General features: G+C 41.6%; 16 protein-coding genes. 1 reads left to right on the top strand and 15 read right to left on the bottom strand.

Translation table 11 applies throughout. The features are described 5' to 3' along the window. Window positions 1-117: 117 nt before the first annotated feature. The 13 genes from M1P97_RS15895 to M1P97_RS15835 all read right to left on the bottom strand — a co-directional run bounded on the left by M1P97_RS15895 (window position 118) and on the right by M1P97_RS15835 (window position 19672). Window positions 118-3354 carry an efflux RND transporter permease subunit gene (locus tag M1P97_RS15895; protein ID WP_195372323.1) on the bottom strand — a complete coding sequence of 1079 codons (3237 nt, stop codon included), beginning with the start codon at window positions 3352-3354 and terminating at the stop codon, window positions 118-120. Between the two features lie 9 nt (window positions 3355-3363). Then, window positions 3364-4842: a TolC family protein gene (locus tag M1P97_RS15890; RefSeq protein ID WP_195372322.1), complete on the bottom strand. Its 1479-nt coding sequence runs from the start codon at window positions 4840-4842 to the stop codon at window positions 3364-3366. A 21-nt stretch (window positions 4843-4863) separates the two neighbouring features. Beyond that, window positions 4864-7944 (bottom strand): efflux RND transporter permease subunit, encoded by a 3081-nt coding sequence (locus tag M1P97_RS15885; protein WP_249389582.1) that lies wholly within the window; start codon window positions 7942-7944, stop codon window positions 4864-4866. A 13-nt stretch (window positions 7945-7957) separates the two neighbouring features. Continuing rightward, window positions 7958-9031: an efflux RND transporter periplasmic adaptor subunit gene (locus M1P97_RS15880; protein WP_195372320.1), complete on the bottom strand. Its 1074-nt coding sequence runs from the start codon at window positions 9029-9031 to the stop codon at window positions 7958-7960. 97 nt (window positions 9032-9128) lie between these two features. After that, window positions 9129-10907 carry an O-antigen ligase family protein gene (locus M1P97_RS15875; protein ID WP_229058453.1) on the bottom strand — a complete coding sequence of 593 codons (1779 nt, stop codon included), beginning with the start codon at window positions 10905-10907 and terminating at the stop codon, window positions 9129-9131. A gap of 49 nt (window positions 10908-10956) precedes the next feature. Continuing rightward, window positions 10957-12858: a hypothetical protein gene (locus M1P97_RS15870; protein WP_195372318.1), complete on the bottom strand. Its 1902-nt coding sequence runs from the start codon at window positions 12856-12858 to the stop codon at window positions 10957-10959. A 7-nt stretch (window positions 12859-12865) separates the two neighbouring features. Continuing rightward, window positions 12866-13741 carry a signal peptidase I gene (gene lepB / locus M1P97_RS15865; protein ID WP_195372317.1) on the bottom strand — a complete coding sequence of 292 codons (876 nt, stop codon included), beginning with the start codon at window positions 13739-13741 and terminating at the stop codon, window positions 12866-12868. A gap of 75 nt (window positions 13742-13816) precedes the next feature. Next, window positions 13817-15778 carry a discoidin domain-containing protein gene (locus M1P97_RS15860; RefSeq protein WP_229058452.1) on the bottom strand — a complete coding sequence of 654 codons (1962 nt, stop codon included), beginning with the start codon at window positions 15776-15778 and terminating at the stop codon, window positions 13817-13819. 166 nt (window positions 15779-15944) lie between these two features. After that, entirely contained in the window at window positions 15945-16997 is a 1053-nt protein-coding gene (locus tag M1P97_RS15855; protein ID WP_195372316.1) for a BF3164 family lipoprotein, read from the bottom strand. Between the two features lie 68 nt (window positions 16998-17065). Next, window positions 17066-17299, bottom strand: coding sequence for an NVEALA domain-containing protein (locus tag M1P97_RS15850; RefSeq protein WP_195372315.1), 234 nt, complete (start codon window positions 17297-17299; stop codon window positions 17066-17068). Between the two features lie 188 nt (window positions 17300-17487). Beyond that, window positions 17488-18369, bottom strand: coding sequence for a DUF1573 domain-containing protein (locus M1P97_RS15845; RefSeq protein ID WP_195372314.1), 882 nt, complete (start codon window positions 18367-18369; stop codon window positions 17488-17490). An 8-nt stretch (window positions 18370-18377) separates the two neighbouring features. Then, window positions 18378-19442 (bottom strand): BF3164 family lipoprotein, encoded by a 1065-nt coding sequence (locus tag M1P97_RS15840; protein WP_195372313.1) that lies wholly within the window; start codon window positions 19440-19442, stop codon window positions 18378-18380. A gap of 5 nt (window positions 19443-19447) precedes the next feature. Next, a complete protein-coding gene (locus tag M1P97_RS15835) occupies window positions 19448-19672 on the bottom strand; it encodes an NVEALA domain-containing protein (protein WP_195372312.1) in 225 nt (74 codons plus the stop codon). Between the two features lie 190 nt (window positions 19673-19862). Between M1P97_RS15835 and M1P97_RS15830 the strand changes: the two genes are divergently transcribed. Next, window positions 19863-20837 (top strand): winged helix-turn-helix domain-containing protein, encoded by a 975-nt coding sequence (locus M1P97_RS15830; RefSeq protein WP_195372311.1) that lies wholly within the window; start codon window positions 19863-19865, stop codon window positions 20835-20837. 6 nt (window positions 20838-20843) lie between these two features. On the opposite strand, the gene M1P97_RS15825 is transcribed toward M1P97_RS15830, so the two are convergent. Both M1P97_RS15825 and M1P97_RS15820 read right to left on the bottom strand, forming a co-directional pair. After that, window positions 20844-22781: a discoidin domain-containing protein gene (locus tag M1P97_RS15825; RefSeq protein WP_249389581.1), complete on the bottom strand. Its 1938-nt coding sequence runs from the start codon at window positions 22779-22781 to the stop codon at window positions 20844-20846. A gap of 495 nt (window positions 22782-23276) precedes the next feature. Beyond that, a complete protein-coding gene (locus M1P97_RS15820; RefSeq protein WP_249389580.1) occupies window positions 23277-24173 on the bottom strand; it encodes an Rpn family recombination-promoting nuclease/putative transposase in 897 nt (298 codons plus the stop codon). Window positions 24174-24178 lie beyond the last annotated feature (5 nt).

Here is a 24178-nt window from a genome sequence, read left to right as displayed (position 1 = left end):
CTCCTAGATTAAACACGCAGAGGACAAGAAGGGTTTGAAAAAATAACAATTTGTCCATTGATATCACAAAATTAGGAAAGAAAATAGTTTTGGATAGTCTAAATTACTTCAATATGATTATTTTTTTAAGGTAAAAATAGGAAGGTAAATAAAGATTCCGGCAATCGACATAACCAGTCCCCCGATCGTACCTGCTGCCAGTGGAAACCAGAATGCTTCTTTATCGGGTCCCAACATGAACGGGATGAATCCCAGGATAGTAGATATCACTGTCAGGAAGATCGGAGTTATCTTTGCGTTCCATGCTTTCAGATAGGCACGCCATGCCGGCATCAACGGCTTATTGGTACGTAGCTGGTTGTATTCATTTAAAATATAGATGCTGGCATTAACGGTGATACCGCATAACAGGACGAAAGAAGCAAATCCTCCCTGATCGAAATTCAGCTTGAACCAGTAGAATGTCAGGAACACCCCGATATAAGAGATCGGTATGACGAAAATAACTGCCAAAGGTTGTTTTAACGAGTTGAACAGGATACTGGTCGTAAAGAAAATGATTACGATAATGAGCAATAACAGCAGATACTGCTTATTGTCTTTTGTATTCCAACTCCAGTAGTAACTTTCCGATTTGGCAGTATATCCCATCGGCAGGGAGGCGTTAAACTCTTTCAGTACGCGTTCCTGGATTTTTGTTCCCTGATTGGATGCTCCGATATATTCGTATTGTAGGCACAAGCGGTATTGTTGGTTCACTTTTGCCACCTTTTGGGGCATCTGGCCTTTCTCTACGGTAGCCAGTTCCGACAGTTTGTAGGACCTTCCGTTAATCTCCTGCGGGACATATTGCATGCTCCACACGTCATAGTCGTGGGCTTGGCGGGAACTCAGTTTCAGTTTCTCCGTTTCGTTATCCACAATGATCGTCCCGCTGTAAATATCTTTACCGAATACCGGATTGATAGAGGCGAACAGTTCGATCGGCAAGATGTTTTCCTGTGCCATCCGTGCCTTGTTTAGATTGAAATAGAACTCCTGGTAATCGTCTTTCCACCACGAAAATTCCGAGTTGATAAGCACTTCTTTGATACGGCGGTAGGTGAGGAGCTTCGCCTTTAATTGGTCGGCCCATTCATAGAGTTCGTCATAATTATAACCATACATTTCTATACGGAAGGAACCGGCTCCTTCGCGTACGTCGTTGCTGAACCCCTGGTCCTGTAATCCGTATACGTTCCAGCTACCGCCACCCAGTTCGAGTGCCTTGCTGATAATCCTGCTTTTCAAGGTATATGGGAAACCGCTCCGTTCAGCCGCCTTGGTGAAATAGATCCGTATCCCTGCCTGCCGTGCGCTATAAATATTGGTCTGGAACTGGCGTATATCCTTGAATGTGCTCAGATAGGCCTCCATACGTCCTATCAACTGGTTCATCTGTTCCAGTGTAGTCCCGTTGGGGAGCGAAGCGCTGACGGAAAGTACCGTTTCGTCGTTACGGGTAAAATAACTGCCTTCATACACTTTCTGGACGAAGAGGCGCAAGCTTCCTCCGAGTGCCTTGTCGATCACAGGCTTTACTTTCTCTTTGTATGTTTCACTGGAAACTATTTTATTATATTTCTCGATGAGCAATGAGTCGGTAGCAGTATATACCTTGTCTTTGTCATCCATTTCTATCTTTTCCGGTAAAAGGAATACAGGGAGGCCGAAGGCTAGAACAAGAATGAAACAAGCCGTTTTTTTCCAACGGCAGAGAAAGTGGATCTGTGCCAGATAAAGCCGGTTGAATCGAACCGGAAATCTTTTTATTTGTCTGTTTACCTGTTTTTTGAAACGTATCCACCGGGTTGTCGTACTAGCGGTAGCTAACCCGTTTCTTCTCCGTTCCGTCTTTTTCTTTTGTCCCAGCCCCAGTTTTTCTATCATGGCCGGAACAAAGAACAGGGCAACCGCCAGCGATACCGCCAGGTTGATAATTACAACTGCGGCAAAGTCCTGCAGGTTCAGCCGGATCTTTTCATCCAGGAAGAAGATGATGACAAGCGCACCGATAGTTGTCAGCGTAGCGGTCAGAATGGAGAGGAAAGCCCTCCGGTTATGCCGGTTACGGATATGGTCGGTCATGACGATCGTGTTGTCGATCACCAGGCTTAAGGATATGGTGACTCCCGCCAACGAATACAGTTGCATTTCCAGTCCGGCCAGGTAAAAGAAGATAACCGCAATACAGAGGTTTACACTCAGGCTGACAACGATCAGGAAGAGGTAACGCACGTTCCGCGTGATCAGCAGAACGAACAGCAACAGGATCAGGATAGTCAGGCCGGTACGTATATAGATCTTATTCAGTTCATTCTGAATAAATTCGGTGGCATCGTAACTGGTATGTATCTCGTATCCCTGGGGCAGCAGTTGGCGGATATGTTCCATTTCCTCTTTCACCTGCCTGGCCAGTTCCAGCTGGTTCGCCGTTTCTTCGGCCCGAATAGACAAATAGATCGAATTCAGTCCGTTGATACGGTAATAACTTTGCGGTGCTTCTTCCTGCCGGGTCACATTCAGTAACTGGTCCAGACGGATCAGCTTTCCTTCTTTATTGGTAACGGTGATACGCGAAGGATCGAAGTCCTGCGGTCCGGCTTCGGGTATCAGGACGAGACGGATCCATTCTTCCTGCCCTTTCATCTTGACATTCCCTGTTCCGAGGAACTCTTTTTTATAGTATTGGTTGATGGCGGACTGTATATCTTCGGTCGTGATACCGAGCGTGACCAGTTGCCGGCTGTCATATTCCAGCCGCCATTCCATCGGGGTAGCTCCCCGCACATCGATCCGGTAAATTCCCGGGATACCTGCCAGGCGCGGTTTGATCTGATCCTCGGCAAACCGTTGTATGAAGATCGGGGTTGCGGCCGCATTCAGTGTATAGGTCATAAAAGGCCCCGACTCCTTATCGTCGGGACGGCTCATTTCCAGTACCGGATAGCTAAGTCCGTCGGGCAACCCTGGCCATGTCTGGCGGATAATCGTGGAGGCTTCGAAACGGGCGGCATCGATATTGGTATGTTTGTCCAACTCCAGCGTCACATACCCCCAGCCGTTGCCGGAAGTGGAATTGATCTCCTTGATCCCTTTGATACGTGCCAGCATCGACTCCAGCCGCGAAGTCACTTCCATTTCGATCACACGCGCCGAATTGCCGGGCATGTTATAGCTGACGGTCAACCGTGGCAACGTGCGTGACGGCGATAACTTGATCGGCAGGAGAGGAATAAATGCCAGTCCTGTCAGCGCCACGCAAAGAAAGGTGACGATGATGGTAAAGGATGATATTTTAGGAGATGTATTCATTATCAGTATTTACAGTCCTTGTGCATAATCGAATTCACTGGACAGGGATATCCCTGTTTCAAAGTCGTGCAACGTCAGTTTTCGTATCTTGAAATAACTCAACCAGTAGTTTTGCAGGGCGGAGATATAGTTGCGCTGTGCCTCCTGCTGGCGGTTCAGGGAGAGGGTCAGGCTGTTGATATCCGCCTTTCCGATCATAAATCGCTGCTTGGTTTCGCTGTAAGCCATGAGAGCCAGGTCGAGTGCTTCTTCCGCACTGCTGATCAGGTTCTGTTGGATATTGAAATCGCCTACCGTCATGATAACATCTTCCTCTACGGTCAGTTCTTCCTGTCGGGCGGAGATCTGTGTTACGTTCAGATTGTTTTTGGCGATATTGTGTTTCCCTTTCCGTACCCCCCAGTCGACAAGCGGTATGGATACGGATACGGATACAATATCCTGTTGCAACGGATCGCGATAGGCATTTTTTAATTTGCTCGATACCTGGTTGAAACCGATACTGGCATTGATGGACGCATTGAACATAGCCTCCTTCTTTGTCTTGTCCACCTGCTGTTCCGCTTCCATGATCTCCTGACGAAGACCGAGGAATTTCGGGTTGTTCTCGCGGGCGAGTGCCAACGCTTCATCAACCGATATCTGCATATCCCGCGGGCGGCCCGGCAGTGTTAACCGTATCTCTGTATTCTTATCGAAATTCAGGAAGGATGCCAGGCTGAACATTGCTCTTTTCAAAGCGATCTCTGTATTTTGCAAGGTGTTGCGGGCATTGACGGCATCCAGTTTCAGGGTGAGGAGTTCGGCCTTGTTGATCGATGCGATCTTATGGCGTTCCTGACCGGTGCGATAGAGCGTATCGGTGGAAGCTACATTCTCTTTAGCCAGGTCGTATTCGGCTTGCGCCATCGCGAGGGCGAAGAAATAGGTCGTTGCCTGTTCGCTGATCTGTTCGATATTATAGAGCAGTTCCTTTTTCACTTTCTCGTATTTAAGCGGTTCGATCTTCCGTTCCCACCGGAAAGGGTTGTAGCCGAACAGACTCTGTTGATAACCGAGCCGGATAGGAACGGTGGTGAACTGGTTATTCGCATCGTCCCCGAAATTACGCATAAACCCCAGCTCTGAATCCAGATAGAATGTACCCCCCAATAAGTCGAAGTTCTGTTTAATCTCCATATTCCCATTGGCATAGAACGATTCCTGCTTTTTATATTCATCAGCATCTTTCTGTGAATTATATCTTCGCGTAATATCCCGGTAATACTGTGCCGGTGTCAGGTTCAGTGTCAGGCTCGGCAAACGGTCTGCCTTATACGTCCTGTATTGCCAGTACCCGGCCAGATACATATTTTTTGTCCTGAATGCTTCCAGCGAACTGTCCGCCGCCAGCGAAATCGTCTTTTCGAGCGACAGGGCAAGCGGCTGAGCCTGCAAATAGACAGAGGTGAATAACAAAAATGATAATATTATCTTACCTATCTTCATAACGGCATTTTATATAATTCGTTAAACTTCCGTTTGTTTTTCAATCGTCAAATGCGACCGGTCATGTTTCCTGTAAATAAACCAGTATACCAGCGGGATGACAAAGAGGCTGACGGCGGTACCGATCAGCATGGCTGATATCATGGCGATGGAGAGCGGTTTCTGTAACTCGCTACCCATATCGAAAGAGAACAGAAGCGGAACCATACCGAATATCGTGGTCAGTGATGTCATGATAATAGGACGTAAACGCCGCCGCCCCGCTTCATGGATCGCTTCCATCAACGGGGTACCTTCTTTCCGCAACTCGTTGATCGCATCCAGTTTCAGGATCGAGTCGTTGATAACGATACCGCAAGTCACCACGATACCGATCGCGCTCATCAGGTTCATCGTATGTCCGCATATCCAAAGCACTAGCAGTGAAGCCGCCACGTCGATCGGTATTTCCAGCAGCACGATAAGCGGTTGCAGGAAACTTTCGAACTGGGCTGCCAGGATGAAATACATCAGCAATAGGGATATCAGCAAGATCACGACCAACTCGCTCAACATCTTTTGGTTGGAGAAGAAGCTGCCGGAGAAATCTATCTCCCATTCCTGCCCGCCTAACTTTTTCACCTCTTCCATCAAAGGTTCTGCCTTTTCTACATTATAAAAGCTGAACGGAATGTATTCGCCGTTCTTCCCGGCAGAGATCGTTTTCAGATCTTCGCCCTGAGTAACCCGTACCAACGATTGTAAGGGTATATACCGGCTCTTGCCGTCTTTATCCGGACGGGTCTGTACCAATGTTTGCTGCAATACGCTATTGACTGTTTTGCCGTCACCTGCCAGGGTGATCGGCAGATATTGCTGGTAGGAGCGGAGGGTTGCGACTTCATTTTCCTTGAAGGCCGTTTTCAACAAACGGTACACCTCGTTGTAGTCCACATTATAGAGCAGCAGCCTCTGGCGGTCGACCGATATATTCATCTGATTTTCGAAAGCGACGCCAACGGGGGCTTGTCCGGCTTCTGCCTTTATCTTCGACTCCAGCGTTTTTAACACCTGTGCCTCGGGAGCTTCCGCCTTGTTGCGTGCGTAAAACTCAGCCACGATATCCGCTTCACCGGTTACAAATAACTTCTCGAACACTGTCACAGGCGGAGAGAAGGAGAATACAGCCTGCGGATAGTTCTTGTTGAGCCACCCGGTTACTTGTTCCTGCAACGGAGCAATATCCGACGTGTTCTCTGTCTTGAAGTATAACTCAGCTTCCGAGCTGGATAACTCCCGGTCCCGGTTTAACAAGAATTGCTGTTGTCCCACGTACGAGGTATATTCCTGCACATTCTCTTCCATCCGGGCGAACAGCTTGCTTACCCGTTCCCGGTTTTCGTCGATATGGATGTTCTCGTTCCATTCGATATGTGCGATCAACTCGTTCTGGTCGATCTCCGGCATCCTGCTTTTCGGTACTTCATAAAACAGCAGTGCGCAAAATGGAAGCATAAGAATAAGAAACAACATATTCGACCTTTTATGACGGAATACGAAATCGACTCCCGCATCATAGAAACGATCGAGCGTATGCTCTTTCACCAGGTTGTTGATCCGTAGATTGAACCCGGTATGTTTGATATCCGGAATGCTGTAAACCAGTTTGTAAAGAACGGGAAGCAACATGATACCGGTAAAGTATGAAACCATCAGCCCGACAGTTACGGCAAACGCCTGGTCGTAGAAGATTGCCCCCGCAATCCCGCTCATAAATACCAGCGGCACGAATACCGCGATCGTAGTAAATGTGGAACTCAGCATAGGGGTTATAACTTCCGACGTACCTTTATTACATGCCTCTTCCAGTGAATACCCTTTGTTCCTGTATTGCGTGATGTTCTCTGTCACAATGATCGAACTGTCGATCATCATACCCAGTGCCATGATCAATCCGGAAAGGGATATGATATTCAGCGACATCTTGAACATATAGAAGAACAGAAAACTGATAACCAGGCTGACTATCATACTCAGCCCGATCACCGCCGGACTTTTGATGTCTCCCAGGAAAAGTATCGCCACGATACAAATGAAAAGGAAGCCGAGTGACAAGTTCTGTTTCAGGTTTGAAATCGTATAATCCAACAACTCCGTCTGGTTACGGCTGATGCTGAACTCGATATCCGGATAGACTGTGGCGAAATAATCCGTCACCTCGCTGAGAGCCTCCTTCATATTATCCATATTCTCGTCCGCCTGCTTGATCACCGCCAACGTCACTGTCCGTTTGCCGCCCGACAGCGAAGCCCCGACCTCTTTTTCCGGTACTACCGCCACCTTTGCCAGCTCTTTCAACTGGAAGATACGGTCGTTTTTCCGGATATAGATATTCTGTACATCTTCCGGTGTACGCAGCAGGGTCGAGAATTTGATGTTGTATTCATAATATCCGTCCCGTACGGTCATGCTTCCCGGTTCGATATTGTTCGAGCTTAATGCCGACTCCAGGTCGCTCAGCGTAATACCCGCCATTTCCAGCATGTTGATATCGGGTACGATCTGCAACTGGCGTTTCAGTATTCCCGTAATATCTACCATCGCCACTTCCGGCAACTGCTCGATACGCCGTTTGATCACAGTCTCGGCAAACTGGCAAAGATCGAGGAAAGCGGTTTCACTGTTACCTGTTTTCAGTGTCAGGTTCAGGCAAAACACCGGTATATCCGTTGCGCTGGCCTTGATTACCCGCGGACGTTCTATCTCCCGTGGCAGATAGTTCATTGCCGCATCTATTTTCTCATTGACTTCGATGAAAGCCAGGTCCGTATTTGTCCCGAAATCGAAGCTCAACCGGATAATACCTGCCCCGTCGCGTGTCTCGCTCTGGATATCACGCAGGGCGGCAACCTGCATCAACTGCTGGCGAATCGGTTTTACGACCGTGTTTTCCAGTTCGCGGGCCGATGTATTCTGCCCGGATACCTGTATCGTGATCTCCGGTATTGCAATATCCGGCAACAATGATATAGGGATGGTAAAGTAAGTGACCAACCCCACGATAAAACAGGCCGTAAAAGCCATCAGTACTGCAATAGGACGTTGTAGTAAGAATTTAACCATGAATTTTCAATTTTCAATTCTCAATTATCGTAACCGGAGCCTCATGTGCCAGATTGATATTACCGCTGGTTATTACGATATCGCCCTCTTTCAGGCCGTCCACCACCGTATAGTTCTCCGCATTCTCGAGTCCGGTATGTACGTAAGTCCAGTATGCCTTTGTCTTTGTGCTGTCGAGAATGAACACGACCTGTTTGCCGGAACGTAAAACCACCGCTTCCTTCGGTACCACCAATTGTTTGCCTACCGAACGATGGATGCTGACACGCACATTCATCCCTTCGAACAGCTTCCCTTTGTCGGTAACGGCTGCTTTCACCTGTACCATCCCGTTCTCGTCTACCAGCGGGTTGATCTCGGAGATACGTCCTTCCGTTTTTCCTTCGTTGAAAGCAAAAGGAGTCACTTCCACCCGGTCGCCGTTCTTTATCAGGGGTAATTCGCTTTCCAGTACGGTGAATGCCGCTTCCAGGCTACGCGGATCGATGATCGTGCAGAATGCATCGGAGGTGGAAGCCGTATTATATTGTTTGGCAAACAGGTTGGCAACGATACCGTCGAAAGGAGCGGTCAGTACCGCATTCTTTTCCTCATATTCCGCCAGCTGGTATTGAACCAGTGCCTGGTCGTAGCCGCTTTTTACCCGGACCAGTTGCATAGTGGCAGGAGGTACCTTACCGGAATCTGCCAACGCATATCCCTGGCCGATCAGGACATCCTGCAATTCCAGTTTGGCCCTTTCCAATGCATCTTTTGCTACTGCCGTTTTGTTTTTCAGCCGGAAGGTCGATAGTTCCGCCAGTTTTTGCCCTTTGACTACCCGGTCGCCATTCTTCACGTAGATGGAAGCGATCGGTTCGGCCGATTCAAACCGCAGGTCGACATGGCGGCGGGCCGACAATTTGCCGTTGCTCACCAGTTCGTGGTTGAATTCCGTAGTTTTCAGTGTCATCACGGTCACTTCATTGGTTTCATCCGGTAGAACTGTTTCTACAGTTTCTTCCTCTGCACTGTCTCCTTTTTTCTCGCCGGAACAGGCTATCATTCCGGAAAGGAGCAGTATTGCCAGCAAATTGTAGTATTTCATATCCATATAAACTGTGATTCTGTTTTCAATTTCCAAATATACAAATTAATTATTACGATATTCTCGTAATTGATATATAAATAAACTAATTACGATTTTATCGTATGTTGTTGAGCATGTTTTTAACTTCTGTTCTCATTTCCCGTATAGCTGTACTTTCCACTTTCGGCTCTTTTTTCAATACGGCATCAGCAGCATTGAGAAACTTATCTTTCTGAAAGAAAGTAGGTTCCGAGTATAGTTTAGTTAACAGATAATAGGGATAGATCCGTTCCGGCAGTATTTCTATTGCATGTAGCAATAAATTTTCTGCTTTCTGATAATTTCCCAGGGCCTGTTCATTTTTTGCCGCCATATAATGTATCATCGGATCGCCACTCAGTTTCATTGCCCGTTCTAACAAACGGTTCGCCTCTGCAAACCGCTCCGTCTTACTCAAGCATTGCGCCGTTTCAAATAGTAGTTCCGGCTTATGTCCCATCAACGGTACCAACTTTTCATATCCGTCTGCCGCCGCTTCATAAGCTTTGCTATTATATAACATTTTCAATGTATTCCATTTCTTATACCCCTGGTAATAGCCTTTCTGCTGCCAGAAAAGCCATCCGCAACATACTGCCATCCCCCCGATTACAGCGACTGAGAGTAACTTTTTCCCCTCTCGAGAGGGGGTAGGGGGTGTGTCAGTGGAGACAGTTGCATTAGCAACCCCCATCAAAACCACCAACACCACCCAGAACTCCGGCAACTGTAACGGATAAGAAGCCAAACTAAACACCATCAATGCCAATATCCCCCCAGCTGCCCCGATCTGTCTGTTCTTCACCCCCCGGAACAAGGAATAACTTAACAACAATACAAAAACCATTAAACCAAACACTCCCTGTTCCACTCCTATCTGTAAGAACTCATTAAACCCATATTCCGGACATCCGGCCACCAGCTTTTCTGTCTCCGAAGCTTTACCGGAAGAAAAATATTCCGCTTGCGTTTCGGCATAAGCTGCCGGAAAACCTCCAAGCCCGGTTCCTGTACAGGGTTGTTTCATTATTGCTTGCGTCGTTACTTTCCATAAAAGTAAGCGGCCATCGGCCGAATCTTTTTTTAGCACGTAAATACCAGCCAATGCACCGGCTACCAGAAGCAGTATCAAAAAAGATGATACTGTAGTTAAGGTTTGGTGTTCTTTTATAAATCGCTTAGTCTTTTCCCATCCGATACGTTGTATCCAGTAAACCCATCCGCACGAAACCGCCGCCGCAATCCAGGCCGTCCGGCTCATCCCGGCAGGCAACACGACAATAATAGCCGGCAAACTGATCCAACCCAGATAGTGCAGGTAAACCTCTGCCTGCCGCCATCCCCCTTTCTTATAGCCATCGAACCGTAGGATCATCCATAGACAAACCGGTAGTACCATCGCGAGATACCCCGAATAAGGCCCCGGATTATAAAAATCCCCGGTCAGTCTGAACAGCGAATGGTTCGAACCTTCAAATCCATGTAATTGACGTATTCCTAATATTGCTTCTATCAGTCCGGTAATAATCACCATCACCAGGAAAAACAGCTTCAACTGCGGCCATCCGGCAAACAGAAACTGCAGCAGGAACCACAATACGACCAGTTGTCCTCCGAACAACATTTTCTCCGGTTCGGGATTCAGTTGCCAGTCATAAGTAATCGCAATGATAGCCGTCAAAACCGAAATTCCTCCATCTGCAACCGAAAAAGTGAATGGTGTTGTCGACCTTGTAAGGATGAATGTAATTAAACTGCATACCGCCATGACTGCCATTGCCAGATGAAACCAGTGGACCTTCCCTGTTACTACTCCGTTTGCTAAACTGGCATCTGTAGCAAAGGCAGTGCACATTAGGAGAATTCCATTGAATACAAATAACGTGTAAACAATTCGGTTAATATTAGTATGTCGGGAATATTTGTTTTCCATCTTGTATAAAAAATATTTGTTCTTCCTGGCCTCGTGTATAATCACGTAATAGCAGCAGAGCATTATCAGGAATGTCATATTCAAGATAAGTTGTATCTGCTATTTGTTTCCCTAGTGATTCCCATCCGTCTTTTCCTATATTGTAAAATAATTCGTAGAAATCACCCTTACGAACAAAATTATCATCATTACGAGGCATATATACTATTTGATCAATGGGATTATTTGTCCCTAAATCAAAAATAACGAAACCTCCTTTTTCTTCAGATATATAGTAAGTCAAAGGATCATTGTCGGAAATATTTTCAATGACAGCATATCTGTGACCTGCCTGTGACTGACTTCCCCAGAAAGAAAGAGGCTTAACTTGTTTCCCTTGATAATAAAAATTAATTTCAGAGATTTCTGCAACTTTTTGTTTAGGTACTCGACATTTGATATAACGCATTTTGATTGGTTTATCAAAATAGATTGTATTGTATGCCACTGAGGGAGTATCTGTTACACAATAAAGCGTTGAGGTTTTCCGGAAATCGGCAGAATTACTGCCTTCGAATATTGTTCCGAGAATGTAATAAAGTCGATGATGCAACCATTCATAGAAAGGATATTTTCGATATAATTTTACTTTTTGGTAATTTTTTTTATTTGGAATGAATGAGTGAGATTTTTTGTCAATAAACAGAAACGGATACCCGCATTGTTTGAAGGTTCTCTCTTTATAGATTAAAGGGACATATACCTGTTCTTCTTCCAGATTGTTAAACAGAGCATAATTGTCAACGGTTTTTGCCATTGCACATCCCCACCACCTGTTGCTATGAAAGAATCCAAGATAAATAAGGTCATTATTGGCGATATCCAATTCTTTAGTAGTTAATTTGAGTGTGTCCGGGAAATAATATTTACTAACATCTTTATAAGCAGGATTTCGTAAAAAAGGTGCTATGTTTTTCCATTCACTGGATGAATAGGATAATTTTTTTGTTTGCATATCGTATGTGAATCGATATACCTTACCTTTATTATGACCGTTAATATCTTTGTTCCCACGTTTGGCAATAATATTAAAATACCAAAACGGAACGTCCATACCTGTTGTATCTTTTACAACAGTCCACGTATGACCACCTCTGACTTCTGTGTCCTCTGCGCAAGGAATGCCTATTGCTCTACAAGTGTAAACAAATATATCAGCTGCGTCTACGCATGTTCCATATCGGTATTTGAATAAGTATCGTGCCCCCACGTGCGGCAAATCAAAATCTTCACAATAGATGAATACCGGTTTAAGTAAATACTGGCTAACCAGATTGGCTGCTTCAATAACGTCACTGCCCTGGTTGACAGAGTCCAGTAGAAAAGCATATTCGTTTTTATAAAGATCGCGCCATTCTTCCAAAGGTTCATTGCCAAGCCGATAAGGCAGCAGATACTCACAAAACTCATCGAAAGAAAGATGTTTATTCCAACTCCTTTTTTCCCAGTTCTCAAATGCCTGTTCAATGTTGTCGATAAGATAATCTGCTGTGATTATCTGAGCATCATATATTTTAGGAAGATTCCTATAAGAATATCCTCCCCATTTATACACATATTTCTTCTCTAATTGTCCGAAAGAATTGGTATGTGTACGAGCTTCCTTAACGCTGTCCATGACATTTCCTTGCTGATAGCTATAATGGAACATATTGCGTATCAAAAATTTGGCAGCTTCCAGTTTTAATGAGTCATTTTGGTAATGTTGTAATACTTTTTCCAGTTCCGTTTTGTTATTACCTGCAAGTTCCATTATGTATTGTAGCTGTTCATCATTAACCGATGAGCAGGCTGTATGTAGTATTATGAATAGAATAAAATATATATTTTTCATAAGATATTCATTGAATAACTTTCATAAACCGATCCCATCTGAATTTGCCGGTATACGGATCAACTGATTTCCATATAATCCAGGCTTTTCCTACAATATATTCCTCCGGTAACAGTCCCCAATAACGTGAATCTTGCGAATTAATGCCGTTATCGCCTGCCATGAAGTAATAGTTTTTCTGGAAACGATAACTGCTGATCGGAATCCCATTTAGGAAAACAGTTGAATCCCTGTATTCAAGTTTTTTTTGCTGTTCCCATTCGATTAATTTCTTGCACAAAACAAAATTTGTCCGGTTCATCCTGACTGAATCACCTTTAGCTGGGATATGTAGTGGGCCGAACTCCTTGATATTCCAATCGATAATACTATCATAAGGAAAACTAAGGAATATACCGTTTTCAAACTTTTCGATGGCGGCTATCTTTTTTTGCGAATCCGGATTGCCAAGTGGTGTATTTACTCCGTTAACATGGAAAAAACCGTTTTGTATAAATAGGGTATCACCGGGTAGCCCTACGCATCGCTTGATATAATATTTGAGGATATGCATTTCAACTTTATCCCAATCATTTGGATGAGGAAAATTGAAGACCAGGATATCATTACGCTTTATATCTTTGAAGCCAGGGATTCGGTAAATCTCAGTTTGCTCGTTTCGCATGGATGCAAACAGATTGAATACGCGCGGGCCGAGGGTTGGCTTCCACACCAATATATTATCACCTGTGGTTAAACCCGGTTCCATTGAATCACTGGGTATTTTGAAGAAAGCAAACACGAATACCTGTACCACAAACCATAAAGCGACTATCAAACATAGCCAGAAGATTATGTTGAACATATTATTGATCAAGTTGTGTATATGTGTTTTTATCTTCATTTGATTAATAAATTTTCAATGTCTGCTATTCTATAAGGAAAATATATCGATTCTTTTTTATAACATGTAAGAACTCTAATACCAGCATATTTTGTTGTTTTCATCACAAGTGAAAATCCTCTGTTCATCACCTTGTGAACATTTGATAGCGAACAAGGCCTTTCGCGGAGCATGTTTAAATTCAACAAAAACATCTGTTGCTATCTTTGTTCCTATACATAACCAACGATCTGTATCCCAGTAGTAGAGAGAATAGATCAGTCCTGGTTGGATCGAATTGCCATCACCACGGCGAATATATGAAATTCTTGAAATATTTACCGGTTTTCCGAAGTCGAATCCGACCCAACTTTGTTCTCCTTTTGCACTAAAATTCGTCAATTGATCTTCATCAGCAATATTGTCTGCCTTCCATTCTTTCTTTGGTTGTACACCTCCGTGATCTATCACGTTTCCCCGGATGATCGAATCCCGTAAATCGTAAAAATAGACTTCTGCCATATCGCAACGGTTCGTATCGGAAGATCTGAAACGCCAGTAACGATAAGCCTTTTCCGTCGTAAGAGAAAAAGAACCATTAGTCAAGTTCCATTGAGGTAATTCCTGCATTTTTTTTGCATGATGGAAATCCCGGTTGTCTGCAGCTTCAAAAATACCTCCAGAGATTTGTTCGTGGATGGTAAATATATGGTCGCCTTGTGGAAATTTCCGAGTCAGTCTGATAGTCCTGAAAGAAGATGTGTCAAGTTTCATGAACTGGATTTGTTTAGACAGTGTGACTTCAAAAGGCTTGCAAATTGGGAAACGGTTTCCGTTCGTATCATAAGCAAAAGCCATATAATAAGTATGCAATCCCATCCTTTCGAAAGTCACATTTTTACCAGACATTTTACCCCAGTAAACTGGTCTCCAATCCTCACCGTCGTAGACTGCAATAAACGGATACTGTTTGCTGGGTAAAGCCTGATTCAGGCTTATTGGGACGTCTAAGGTTGGCATGTATTCGGCTGTTACATCCCGAATGAACATATTCCTGATTTCTGGTGGAATATACTTTCGGGAGGCGATCTCCAGATATTCTTCGTTCGGCTTATAAACCGATCGAAAAATTTTCGGCATTTTCAAGTATGGATAATGAACGCTGCCAGGATCCGTTTCGTGAGGGGCAAACTCCAGGTTCCCGAAGCGTGATGTATAGACGGTATTCCATGAATGCCCTTTGGACCTATTGGACCAGTGTGGTGTGAAATCATAGGCGACAGGGATTCCTTTACTGCGCATGGTTAATACACATCCCTGGCAGTAAGTGCTGCAATAGGCGTATGGTAGTTTGAAGATAATGGCGGGATCGAAAATCGGCAGAGTCGTCAGCCGGCCAAAGCTTTGGGGAGTCGACTCTTTCATCCGTCGGTTTACTTCCATTGTGGCAAAGAATGAACTCTGTTCATAGTCATCGCACAAATAAGCCTTGTCGATATCCCCCATGCAAAGGTCGTAATAGGCACTTCGCCAATCTTCGAGCGGTTGTCCTTCGAAACACTTATATGGCAAAAGATATTCACAAAATTCATCGAAATTCAGATGTGTAGCCCATTTACCTTGTTGCCATTGCTTGAAGGCTGCATCAATTGATTTAATTAGAAAATCAGCATTAATGGTCTCGATATCCCGATATATTCTATACCTATTTTCAAATCTCGGTTGAAGGAGTTTGATATGTTTCTCCTGTTCAAGTTTATTATCAGATAAGGCAACTACTGAATCTATGGCATGGTAGTAATCCTTGATGCCTGTTCCATAAGAAAAATGATAAGGCATATATCGGATAAGATATTGGGCTGCTTTAAGTTTTAATGTGTCGTTCAGTCTTGTGTAGTGTGATAACACCGCTTCAAGTTCACCTCTGTTCTTTCCGGCCTCTTTTAGCGCAAACTCTATTTTCGATTTTTGCGAATTACAAGCTGAAAGATTCAAAAGCAAGATGATTAAAAATGAAAACAATACTCCTGTTGTTATTCCTTTATGCAGCTGTTTCATATTCTATTTAATGGTACTAATGTACACAATGCGGCTATCTGTTTTTGTAAAGTTGCTCGTTGTCTTATACTTGCAGAGTTAAGAACTATATCCGGTCGTTCAAATATTTTGTAAGTGTGTTGAGGGCTAACCGGCCCTGGAATTCGCAACTCATGATTTCTAATCTCTACATGTCATATTGCAGTAAAAGACTTTCATCTTCTTCGGAATATGTTATGCCATAAATACAATTCTTATCTTCATCTATTGCAAATGTTTTTAATCTTTGTTCGATTTTGAAACCTTCTTTTAAATTACCATTCCAGTCAAATTTTAAGATATAACAGATATTTTCTTTGTCTATATCTTTGTTTTTAATGCCCCAGTATAGTGCATACATGTAAGAATTTGTAGGGTAAAGAACCCTATAAGTTCTTGTCGTTTCAGGAGTTTCAGATGAACTATATTGTATCGCTTCACCTTCCTTATTTAGGTCGGTATTTATTTTGGAATCTATACTGAAATATTCTTTAGTTTTTGTCAATTTATCGTTGTTTTTGTAGAAGACTAGTTGATCATGAAAAACACCTGCTGCTACAAAATGCTCTTGATTAGGGCTGGCAGTAATGATCGTTTGATTTTTCAAGAAGAAGCAACCATTTATTTCAATCCCATTTTTATCACCAGGATATATTCCAAAGTCTAAGATGTTATTACCTTTTTTGTCCAATAAAGCAAATTGATATTGATCAAAGCATCCATTAGTAATGAATTTATTATCAAATGGAATAATATCATAAGGATAATTATTGTCAAAACGTATTTTATCTATAAAATCATACTCATTTAATGAAATTTCATTGTTTATTACTTTGTAAAAAGAGCAAAAACGAGTCATTCCATCAAAAATGCACAATGTGTTATCCCTTGAATTATAAGTTATATTGCGTATGTCTAGAAACTCGTGAGGCCCTTCTCCTTTCGGGGCTATTCGTCCTGAAGTTTTATTCTTAGTATTTATTAGTGTGACTTCAAATCCATCATATATATCAATGAGTAATAGATTGTTGTTAATAAGCAACATATTAAGAGGCTGACCAATAAAAAGGTCGGGTAGTATCTGTTTCCCTTTTATTGTTGTGAAATTGTCGGTAGGAAATAATATTTTATTATTGGCTGTATTAGTACAACTAACTCCAATTATTAGTAATATAATGTAGTAATATTGATTGATTTTCATAAGTTTGAATGTTATTTCGGCATAATCCTACTTAAAGAGTTATGCCGGAATAATAGTTAGATGATTAATTAGTTTTTCTTTAAAATAAATGTTGTACCATTTAGTGAATGGGTACAACAAAAATAGGAATATGAAGTACTGCAGCCACCACATTTATCACCAATTTCCGATCTAGTTAATGCATCGGCATTAACTAATGCCAAGTCTGACAGTTCCACTTCATTTTTGCTCTGGTTGAAATTCCAGCCGGTTACAAGAGCCATAGCAGCGATAAAAGCTGCTCCAAAGATCTTTTTCTTCACGATCTTATTCAGTATTAAATTAATAATCTAGTTTATTTTCTATCTTTGCCTACTCTTTTCAGTTCAGATAGTCGAAATGATTTATTCGGCTTTATCAATTATATTACCATCATACACCTCCTTTTCGGGATCTTCGGGAGTTTGTTTGTATAATTTTGCGGTCGTGCAGCAAACTCCCTTTTGTTCGATCACTGAACATTCCCCTTTATCCTTCCCTTGATGGGTTGGTTGTTAATACTATTGTATTTGATCGTTATGACTTCATCGAAGAATCCTGTGTCCTTCGGTGTCATCTTAATTCCCACCTGAAGAGTTTCTCCGGGCTTCGCGGGTCGTTTGTCATATGTGGCTGCCGTGCAGCCACAGGTGGTACTTACGTCCACTATCACGAGGGGATTGTCCCCTGTGTTTTTTACCTCTATAGTTGTTTCTTTTATTTCTGATTTGTTGAATGTGCCGAAGTCTATCTCTGTTTGAATAGCTTCGGCGGTTGTTTTCAACATCGTTTTAGTCGGACTTTCTTTTCCTGTTATCTGTTTCAGGTAGAGGTCTCTTATAGCCGTGTTGTGTACTGGATTTCCTAAAGCAGCTACTTTGTTGTTTTTATCCAGTAGAAATGTCTGGAAAGTCATATCTATCGGGAGCTTGTTCAGTTTATTCAGTCGATCATCTATATCAATGCATACCGGGCGATCGAATCCATAACGTTTTAACAGATAACATATTTCCATATAGTCTTTTGAATGGAAGAAGAAGAGAAAAGGAACTTTGCCTTGCGTTACGGAATCGGTATATTCTATTAGTTCTTTCCATTTATGTAGTTGTAGTTTGCAGCTGGTACAACCGATAGAGTCAACATATATCAATACTTTATATTCGGATTGCGGAATCCGGAAATCTGTAGTGTCTGTCAGATAGCGAGTGAAGATCAGGTTTTCAGGGAATACAATTTGTTTACCCTGCCATTCATTCACCAATTGGGCAATGTGTTTTTCTTTCTCTTTCTGTTCATTTTTGCAGGAGAAGAAGATTGATAATAAAATTAGTATGATTAGATTTAAAGTTTTCATCTTGTTCTTTAAATTTTGAGTTCTATGATCGGATCATCACTTTTTACTTCAGTGGCAATGATCGTATTCGTTTCTTCATTTACATCAATCCCATATATAGCATGATCAAGTGTGTATTTACAAACAGGATTTCCTTGCAAGTCAAATACATAGATAAATCGACCTCCGTCTTCCAGTTCTTGGCCTTGTTGATAAGCCTTCATTTTATCTTTAAATTTAATTCCTTGAAAAACAGCATAAATATGTTCACTTGTTACTTTTATGTCACAAAATCCCATAATCCCATTTGGAATACCTGAGCCATTTTTTCCTGTTTTAAATAGAGGTTCTCCTTCTGGGCCATACAGTATTTTGTGAGTATTATCTTTTAAATTATAAATTTCCAGTGTTTCCCCTAGTTGTGTTGCCATTGCAAGTACACCGTTGTTGGGGTTGTAATCAATGAAACTACGCCATGCTTGTGCTAATGCTGGTCGGATAGTTTCTTCATTAATTGTTTCACTTGGTATTTTACCATTACTTTTGATTAGTTCACCTTTATTATCGATTTCACAAAATCGGTGTTCTCCCATGTAGTCTGGAATCAAAAAGCCCGATTCCATCGTACAAAAGTCTAGAGAACGGACCAATTTTTTATCAAGTTTAATCTCCTCTACGCGCAATGCAGCGCCAGTGGATGGAGATATTTTCCAACGTGTAATCTCCATCTTATTGGCATCAAGTGCCCATAAAGAGTCTAAAGAGTTGAATTGGATGTTTTCTGCAGATAACATCTCTTCCGGAGCTTCCCCACGTTTGCCGAATGAGACAATGTGCTTCCATTCCGGATAGGTAAACGCATGTAAATAATGATCCATATTATGTAGATCCATAACCACCGCTATACCATCTCTGACCGTCACCCGAAACGGGTAACGGAGCAGGATAGTATCCAGAGGAATAATCTGGGCACGTATTGCTTTTTCCTCGGGAAAAGTGGAATAGCGGGGGTAGTGGGCACCGGGGGAACCGGTACAACAGATTAAACCATTTATACTTATAATGCCTATTAATATATATAAGAGATGTTTCATGAATATTAATCCAGACTGTAATTATCTACAATATATTCTACTTTGGTTCCATTAGGGCAGTCGAGAGAACCGCTTCCGCGACAAAACCACATACTACTGCCTTCGCCTGCAGCTAAAGCTTCGATATTATCTAAAGCTACATCAGGTAAAGTTGTTGTTTCTTCCATGAAATAGATACTTCCAGCTAGGAGCATTCCTATTGCTGTCACTTTACTTAGAATTCGTTTCATTGCTTTTCCATTTTTTTGTTCACAAATGTATGAGAGCTCTTATTAGGAAGCAAATTTTGATACTGACATTTCACTGACAGCTTAAGATTGAGTCGTTTTTGATCCATTTTCGGTAATTTGTGACCCTGTTTAGATAAGAATTCTTACCTTTGACTCAACAATAAAACTGATAATAGCAATGATCCTACTGATGAAAAAAAAGGTGTTTACAGGTAGTCTGCTCTTTTGTCTACTGATGCTTCTTTTCGATTTTGGATATATCTTTTGTGAAGGGCGGCAATCTGCCTTGTCGGAGATTCGTGGTTTGTGTGATAAGGTCATACATCAGGATAAGGAAAATAGATTGGAAGAGACAAATACTTTATCTTCTTCCGGATATAAGGCGTCTGGCTGTGATAGTTCTACTATCTTATACTCAAATGGTCATATGGAGAAGATAAGTAAAAATGCAAATAAGGTTGATTTAATAGCTGAAGAAAAACAATATAGAGTTGATCAGTCTTATCTTTTAATAAAGAACCCTGTTAATATCGCGGCTCTGGATAGTTTATTTAATTTAACCTTACGGGAGAGCAATATGGTCAATGTGCGAACTGCAATGGTTTATACCGTGAATAATGATACTGTTATATATAGTAATCCGGATTCGAATTTTTATCACACTGCTACAGCTCTACTTCCTATTACTACCGGTATAAAAGATGAGATTGTTTTACAGGCGTATGTTGATATTCCTTTTTCCTATGTTATCGCCAGGAATAAAGAACATTTTATAATTCTTTTCGTCATGTTTTGCCTGATTTTAGTAGTTTTGTTTGCTACTTGGTATAGTAAGAAATTTTTGAAATCTATTCAAGAAAAGCCTAGAGAGTTATTAAAGATAAAAGAAAATCTATTATTCGATCGGGAAAGAGGACTTTTTTATATAAATGGAGATACTCAGATACCACTTAGAAATATTCAATTGAAACTATTTATTGTCTTGTTAGATAGTCCTCAACATTTTCAAACTTCCGAAGAAATAAAAAGAATGGTTTGGGGCAAGACCGTAGCTACATCAGATACCTTAAATACCACCATCAGGAGGTTACGAATTAGTTTGAAGTCAATTCCTGATTTGAAGATCGTATTTGAAAATGGTGGTTATCGCTTGGATATACTTTGATTCACTTTACCACCAGTTTTGTTCTCCGTTCTCATACGTAAATATTCGTTCTTCATTTCCTCTGGTATGGTTATGAAGTAGGTAAAGTGTTTGCGAGGGGATATTACAATAAGTTACCTGTTCTTTGTCTGCAACTATATTACCAGCGGACTCCCATTTATTATCATTTCCCCAGAACATCAGTTCGTATGTATCACCAATACGGATATTATTATCGTCGTTTCTGAATAGATAATAAATCCTTGTTACATTCTGAGGTTCATTTAATTTAATACCTGCCCAAGCTCCATTAGGCTCCATTGCATCATAAAAGGTAAGCGGGTCATTATCAAATACTGCTTTCTTTGTCCGGTTCGGATCGTTTTGAAAAGAACCTTCTGTCCCTATGAGATCTCCTTCCAGGGGGGTGTCATTATCATCCGTATAAAATCTGACTTCTGCCATATTACAACAGCCATATATTCCGGATAAATATCTGAGGTATTTGAATTGCCTCTGTTCATGGATGTCGACAGTATAAGAATGCATTGTCGCTTCATGTGTAATTGTATATAGTGTGACCGAATCCTTGAAATCAATACGATTCGCTCCTTGGAATTTTCCATTCAATGTCCTTTTATTATACCAGCTCCACCATTTAGGAATAGAGTGTTTGCGTGTCAAAATCATATTTTGATAATGCTCATAGTCTGGTTTTAGATAGTTTATTACATTGCTGTCTTTGACGATGAATGGACTGGATGCCGGGATAAACTGGGAATCTTGGTAATAGCCTGTAATATATGCAATTTCAGATTCCAGATGGGTAAATACACCTTTCCCCTTTTTAATTTCAGTCCAGGCTACGGGAATCCAGTTTTTGTTATCGAATATACTGAGATAAAGAATCTTCTCATCCGTTTCATTGCAGGGTATTTCAATGTGTGTTTCTTCCTTGAAGTATAAAGAAGATACGTTTTTCATAAATGCGTTGCTTAGAGTAGGAGGTATTGGTTTTTTACTATAAACAACTGGTAAGCTATTATTCTGAACAGCAAAACATTTCCGGTAAATTATCCCTCGTTTTATAGCTGTTTCGGGATCTGGTTTTGTTCCGGGACGTAGATCGTATAATTCAAATTCAACTTGTTTTCCGGTAGTGTCTTTTACATAATTCCAGGTATGTCCTTTGTGCATTCTATCCGGATGTTGGAGAATGAAATCGATACCTCCCGATATACCCAGTGAGCGCATTATATAGATGCTCATGTCACAACGGTCTTCACATGTACCAAATCTATTATCTAATAGAGCGAATGCTCCTAAATGCGGAAATTGGTGTTTATAATTGAAAACCCATGTCTGTTCATTAATCTTATCAAAAATGATTTGACAGGCTTGTACCGGATCATCCTCTGTGAGCAAAGAGTCTAATAATGGCTGATAGCGATTATAATATGTTTCTCTCCAATCTTCCAATGGCTCATTCCCGACTCGGTAAGGAAGTATGGTTTCGCAGAATTCATCAAATGATATGTATTTTCCCCAAGGCTTTTCTTTCCATACATTAAAAGATAAATCGATATTCTTTATCAGATAATCTGCTGTAATGATATGTGCATCATATACTTTCCTGAACATATTGTTTGAAAGGATCCCGAAACGTTTTTGAGCAATCCGGATTGCTTCATCATCTGAACATTCGTTTTCTATGGCAATTTTGTATAGATTGTTCCGATACTGATTGAGTTGTTCGCTTTCGTATGCAAAATAAAATGGTATATTTCTAATTAAGAATTTTGCAGCTTTGAGTTTAAGTGGGCTGTTTTCGTAGTATTTTAATACTTTCTCCAATTCTCTCCTGTTTTTTTCGGCAAACTTTAAAGCTTCGTTCATCTGTTTCTCGTCTGATGACTGGCAGGAAAAAAGAATGATTGATAAGAGTGTTAAAATGAAATTTTTCATGTATATGTTATTTGCGTACAAATAAACTTATTTAATTCTGTATTCATTGCCATTGAATAATGACATTTTAATGACAGTCTTGATTTGTAATGGCTTTTGAATCATTTGTTTTATTTTTTGACGCAAAAGTATCTAACTTATATTTACCACCAAACCTATTTTCCATCCTTATAAGTAAATATCCTTTCTTCCTTTCCCCTGGTATAATTGTCTTGAAACAGGGCACAAAGGAAGTCGTCTTATCCGGTGATAGTTTGACCTATTTCCAGAATTTCATTCGGAAAGAAAATTTTGTGCTGACCTATCAGGAAATATTCAATTACTATACCGGGAAAATGAAATTACTTGACCGGATAATGTTTTTTAACGTATCAAAGAGGTTTTGGATGTCGATATTTACTATCAAAATGGCAATTTGGGATTTTGTATGTATTGTTATAAAAATCCCGGAGAGAAGAACCTCCCCGGGAATATGTTTTATGCCGTGTCAGGTCTTTAGAACTGTTCAATTTCTTCTATCGACAAGCCGGTAGATCGTGCAATAATGAGAGGGTCGACTCCGTTTTGCTTCAGGTTTATTGCTATGAGTCGTTGCTCTTCTGCTTTACCTTCTGCTTTACCTTCTGCTTTACCTTCCGCTATTCCTTCGGCCCGGCCTTCAATCCATCCGGTCTTGATCACACTGCGTTGATAACGTATAGCCTCCATGTCTGCGTAATATTGCCGTCTGTCTTTCTCATCTAACTGGTCGATACGCAAACGTTCGCGTGCCTCCTGTAAGCCATGAACCGTACTGTTTTTGTCGATCTCGCCGGTTTTCAGGAAAGCAATCCATTCGTCCAAAGGAGTTTTCGCCTGTTGGTTAAAACCGTCTACTCGTAATACGTAATATTCAGGGAAAATATCTCCGGCTTCGTGCCGTACAAACTGTTCACGTTGGCGTACGGACAACTGAAGAATGTCATTGTAATGGATTCCTTTAAAGTTGGTACGACCATGATAGACATAGTCTTTTCCTTGGCCTAATTCAAAATAAACGATGTTGATTGAATATACTTTACGAATAACACCATATTCCTGGCCTTCATTGATATAATCGATAATGGCTTTGGATGCTCCGTATAACATACGATGGAAATAATCCAGTTCACGGTTGTTCTGTACCTCAATGATGATGAGTTCCCCTTTACTGTCTTCTGCCAGCATATCTACCCGGTTGAACTTATCATCGACATTTTCCTTATTGCTTTCGTTTTCCAGCATTTTGAGAATGCGTATTTCTTGCCCAAGTAAAGTGGACAAAAAGCCTTCCAACACAACAAAGTTTGATTTATTACGTAAAAGGCGCTTTACAGCCCAATCGAAACGGACCAAAGCAGAATCATTTTTCATAGTTG

Origin of the sequence: Parabacteroides leei, from assembly GCF_023369805.1 — a bacterium.
GTDB classification, from domain to species: domain Bacteria; phylum Bacteroidota; class Bacteroidia; order Bacteroidales; family Tannerellaceae; genus Parabacteroides; species Parabacteroides leei.
Note: the sequence above shows the minus strand (reverse complement) of the source record. Positions and strands in the feature narration are given on the sequence as shown.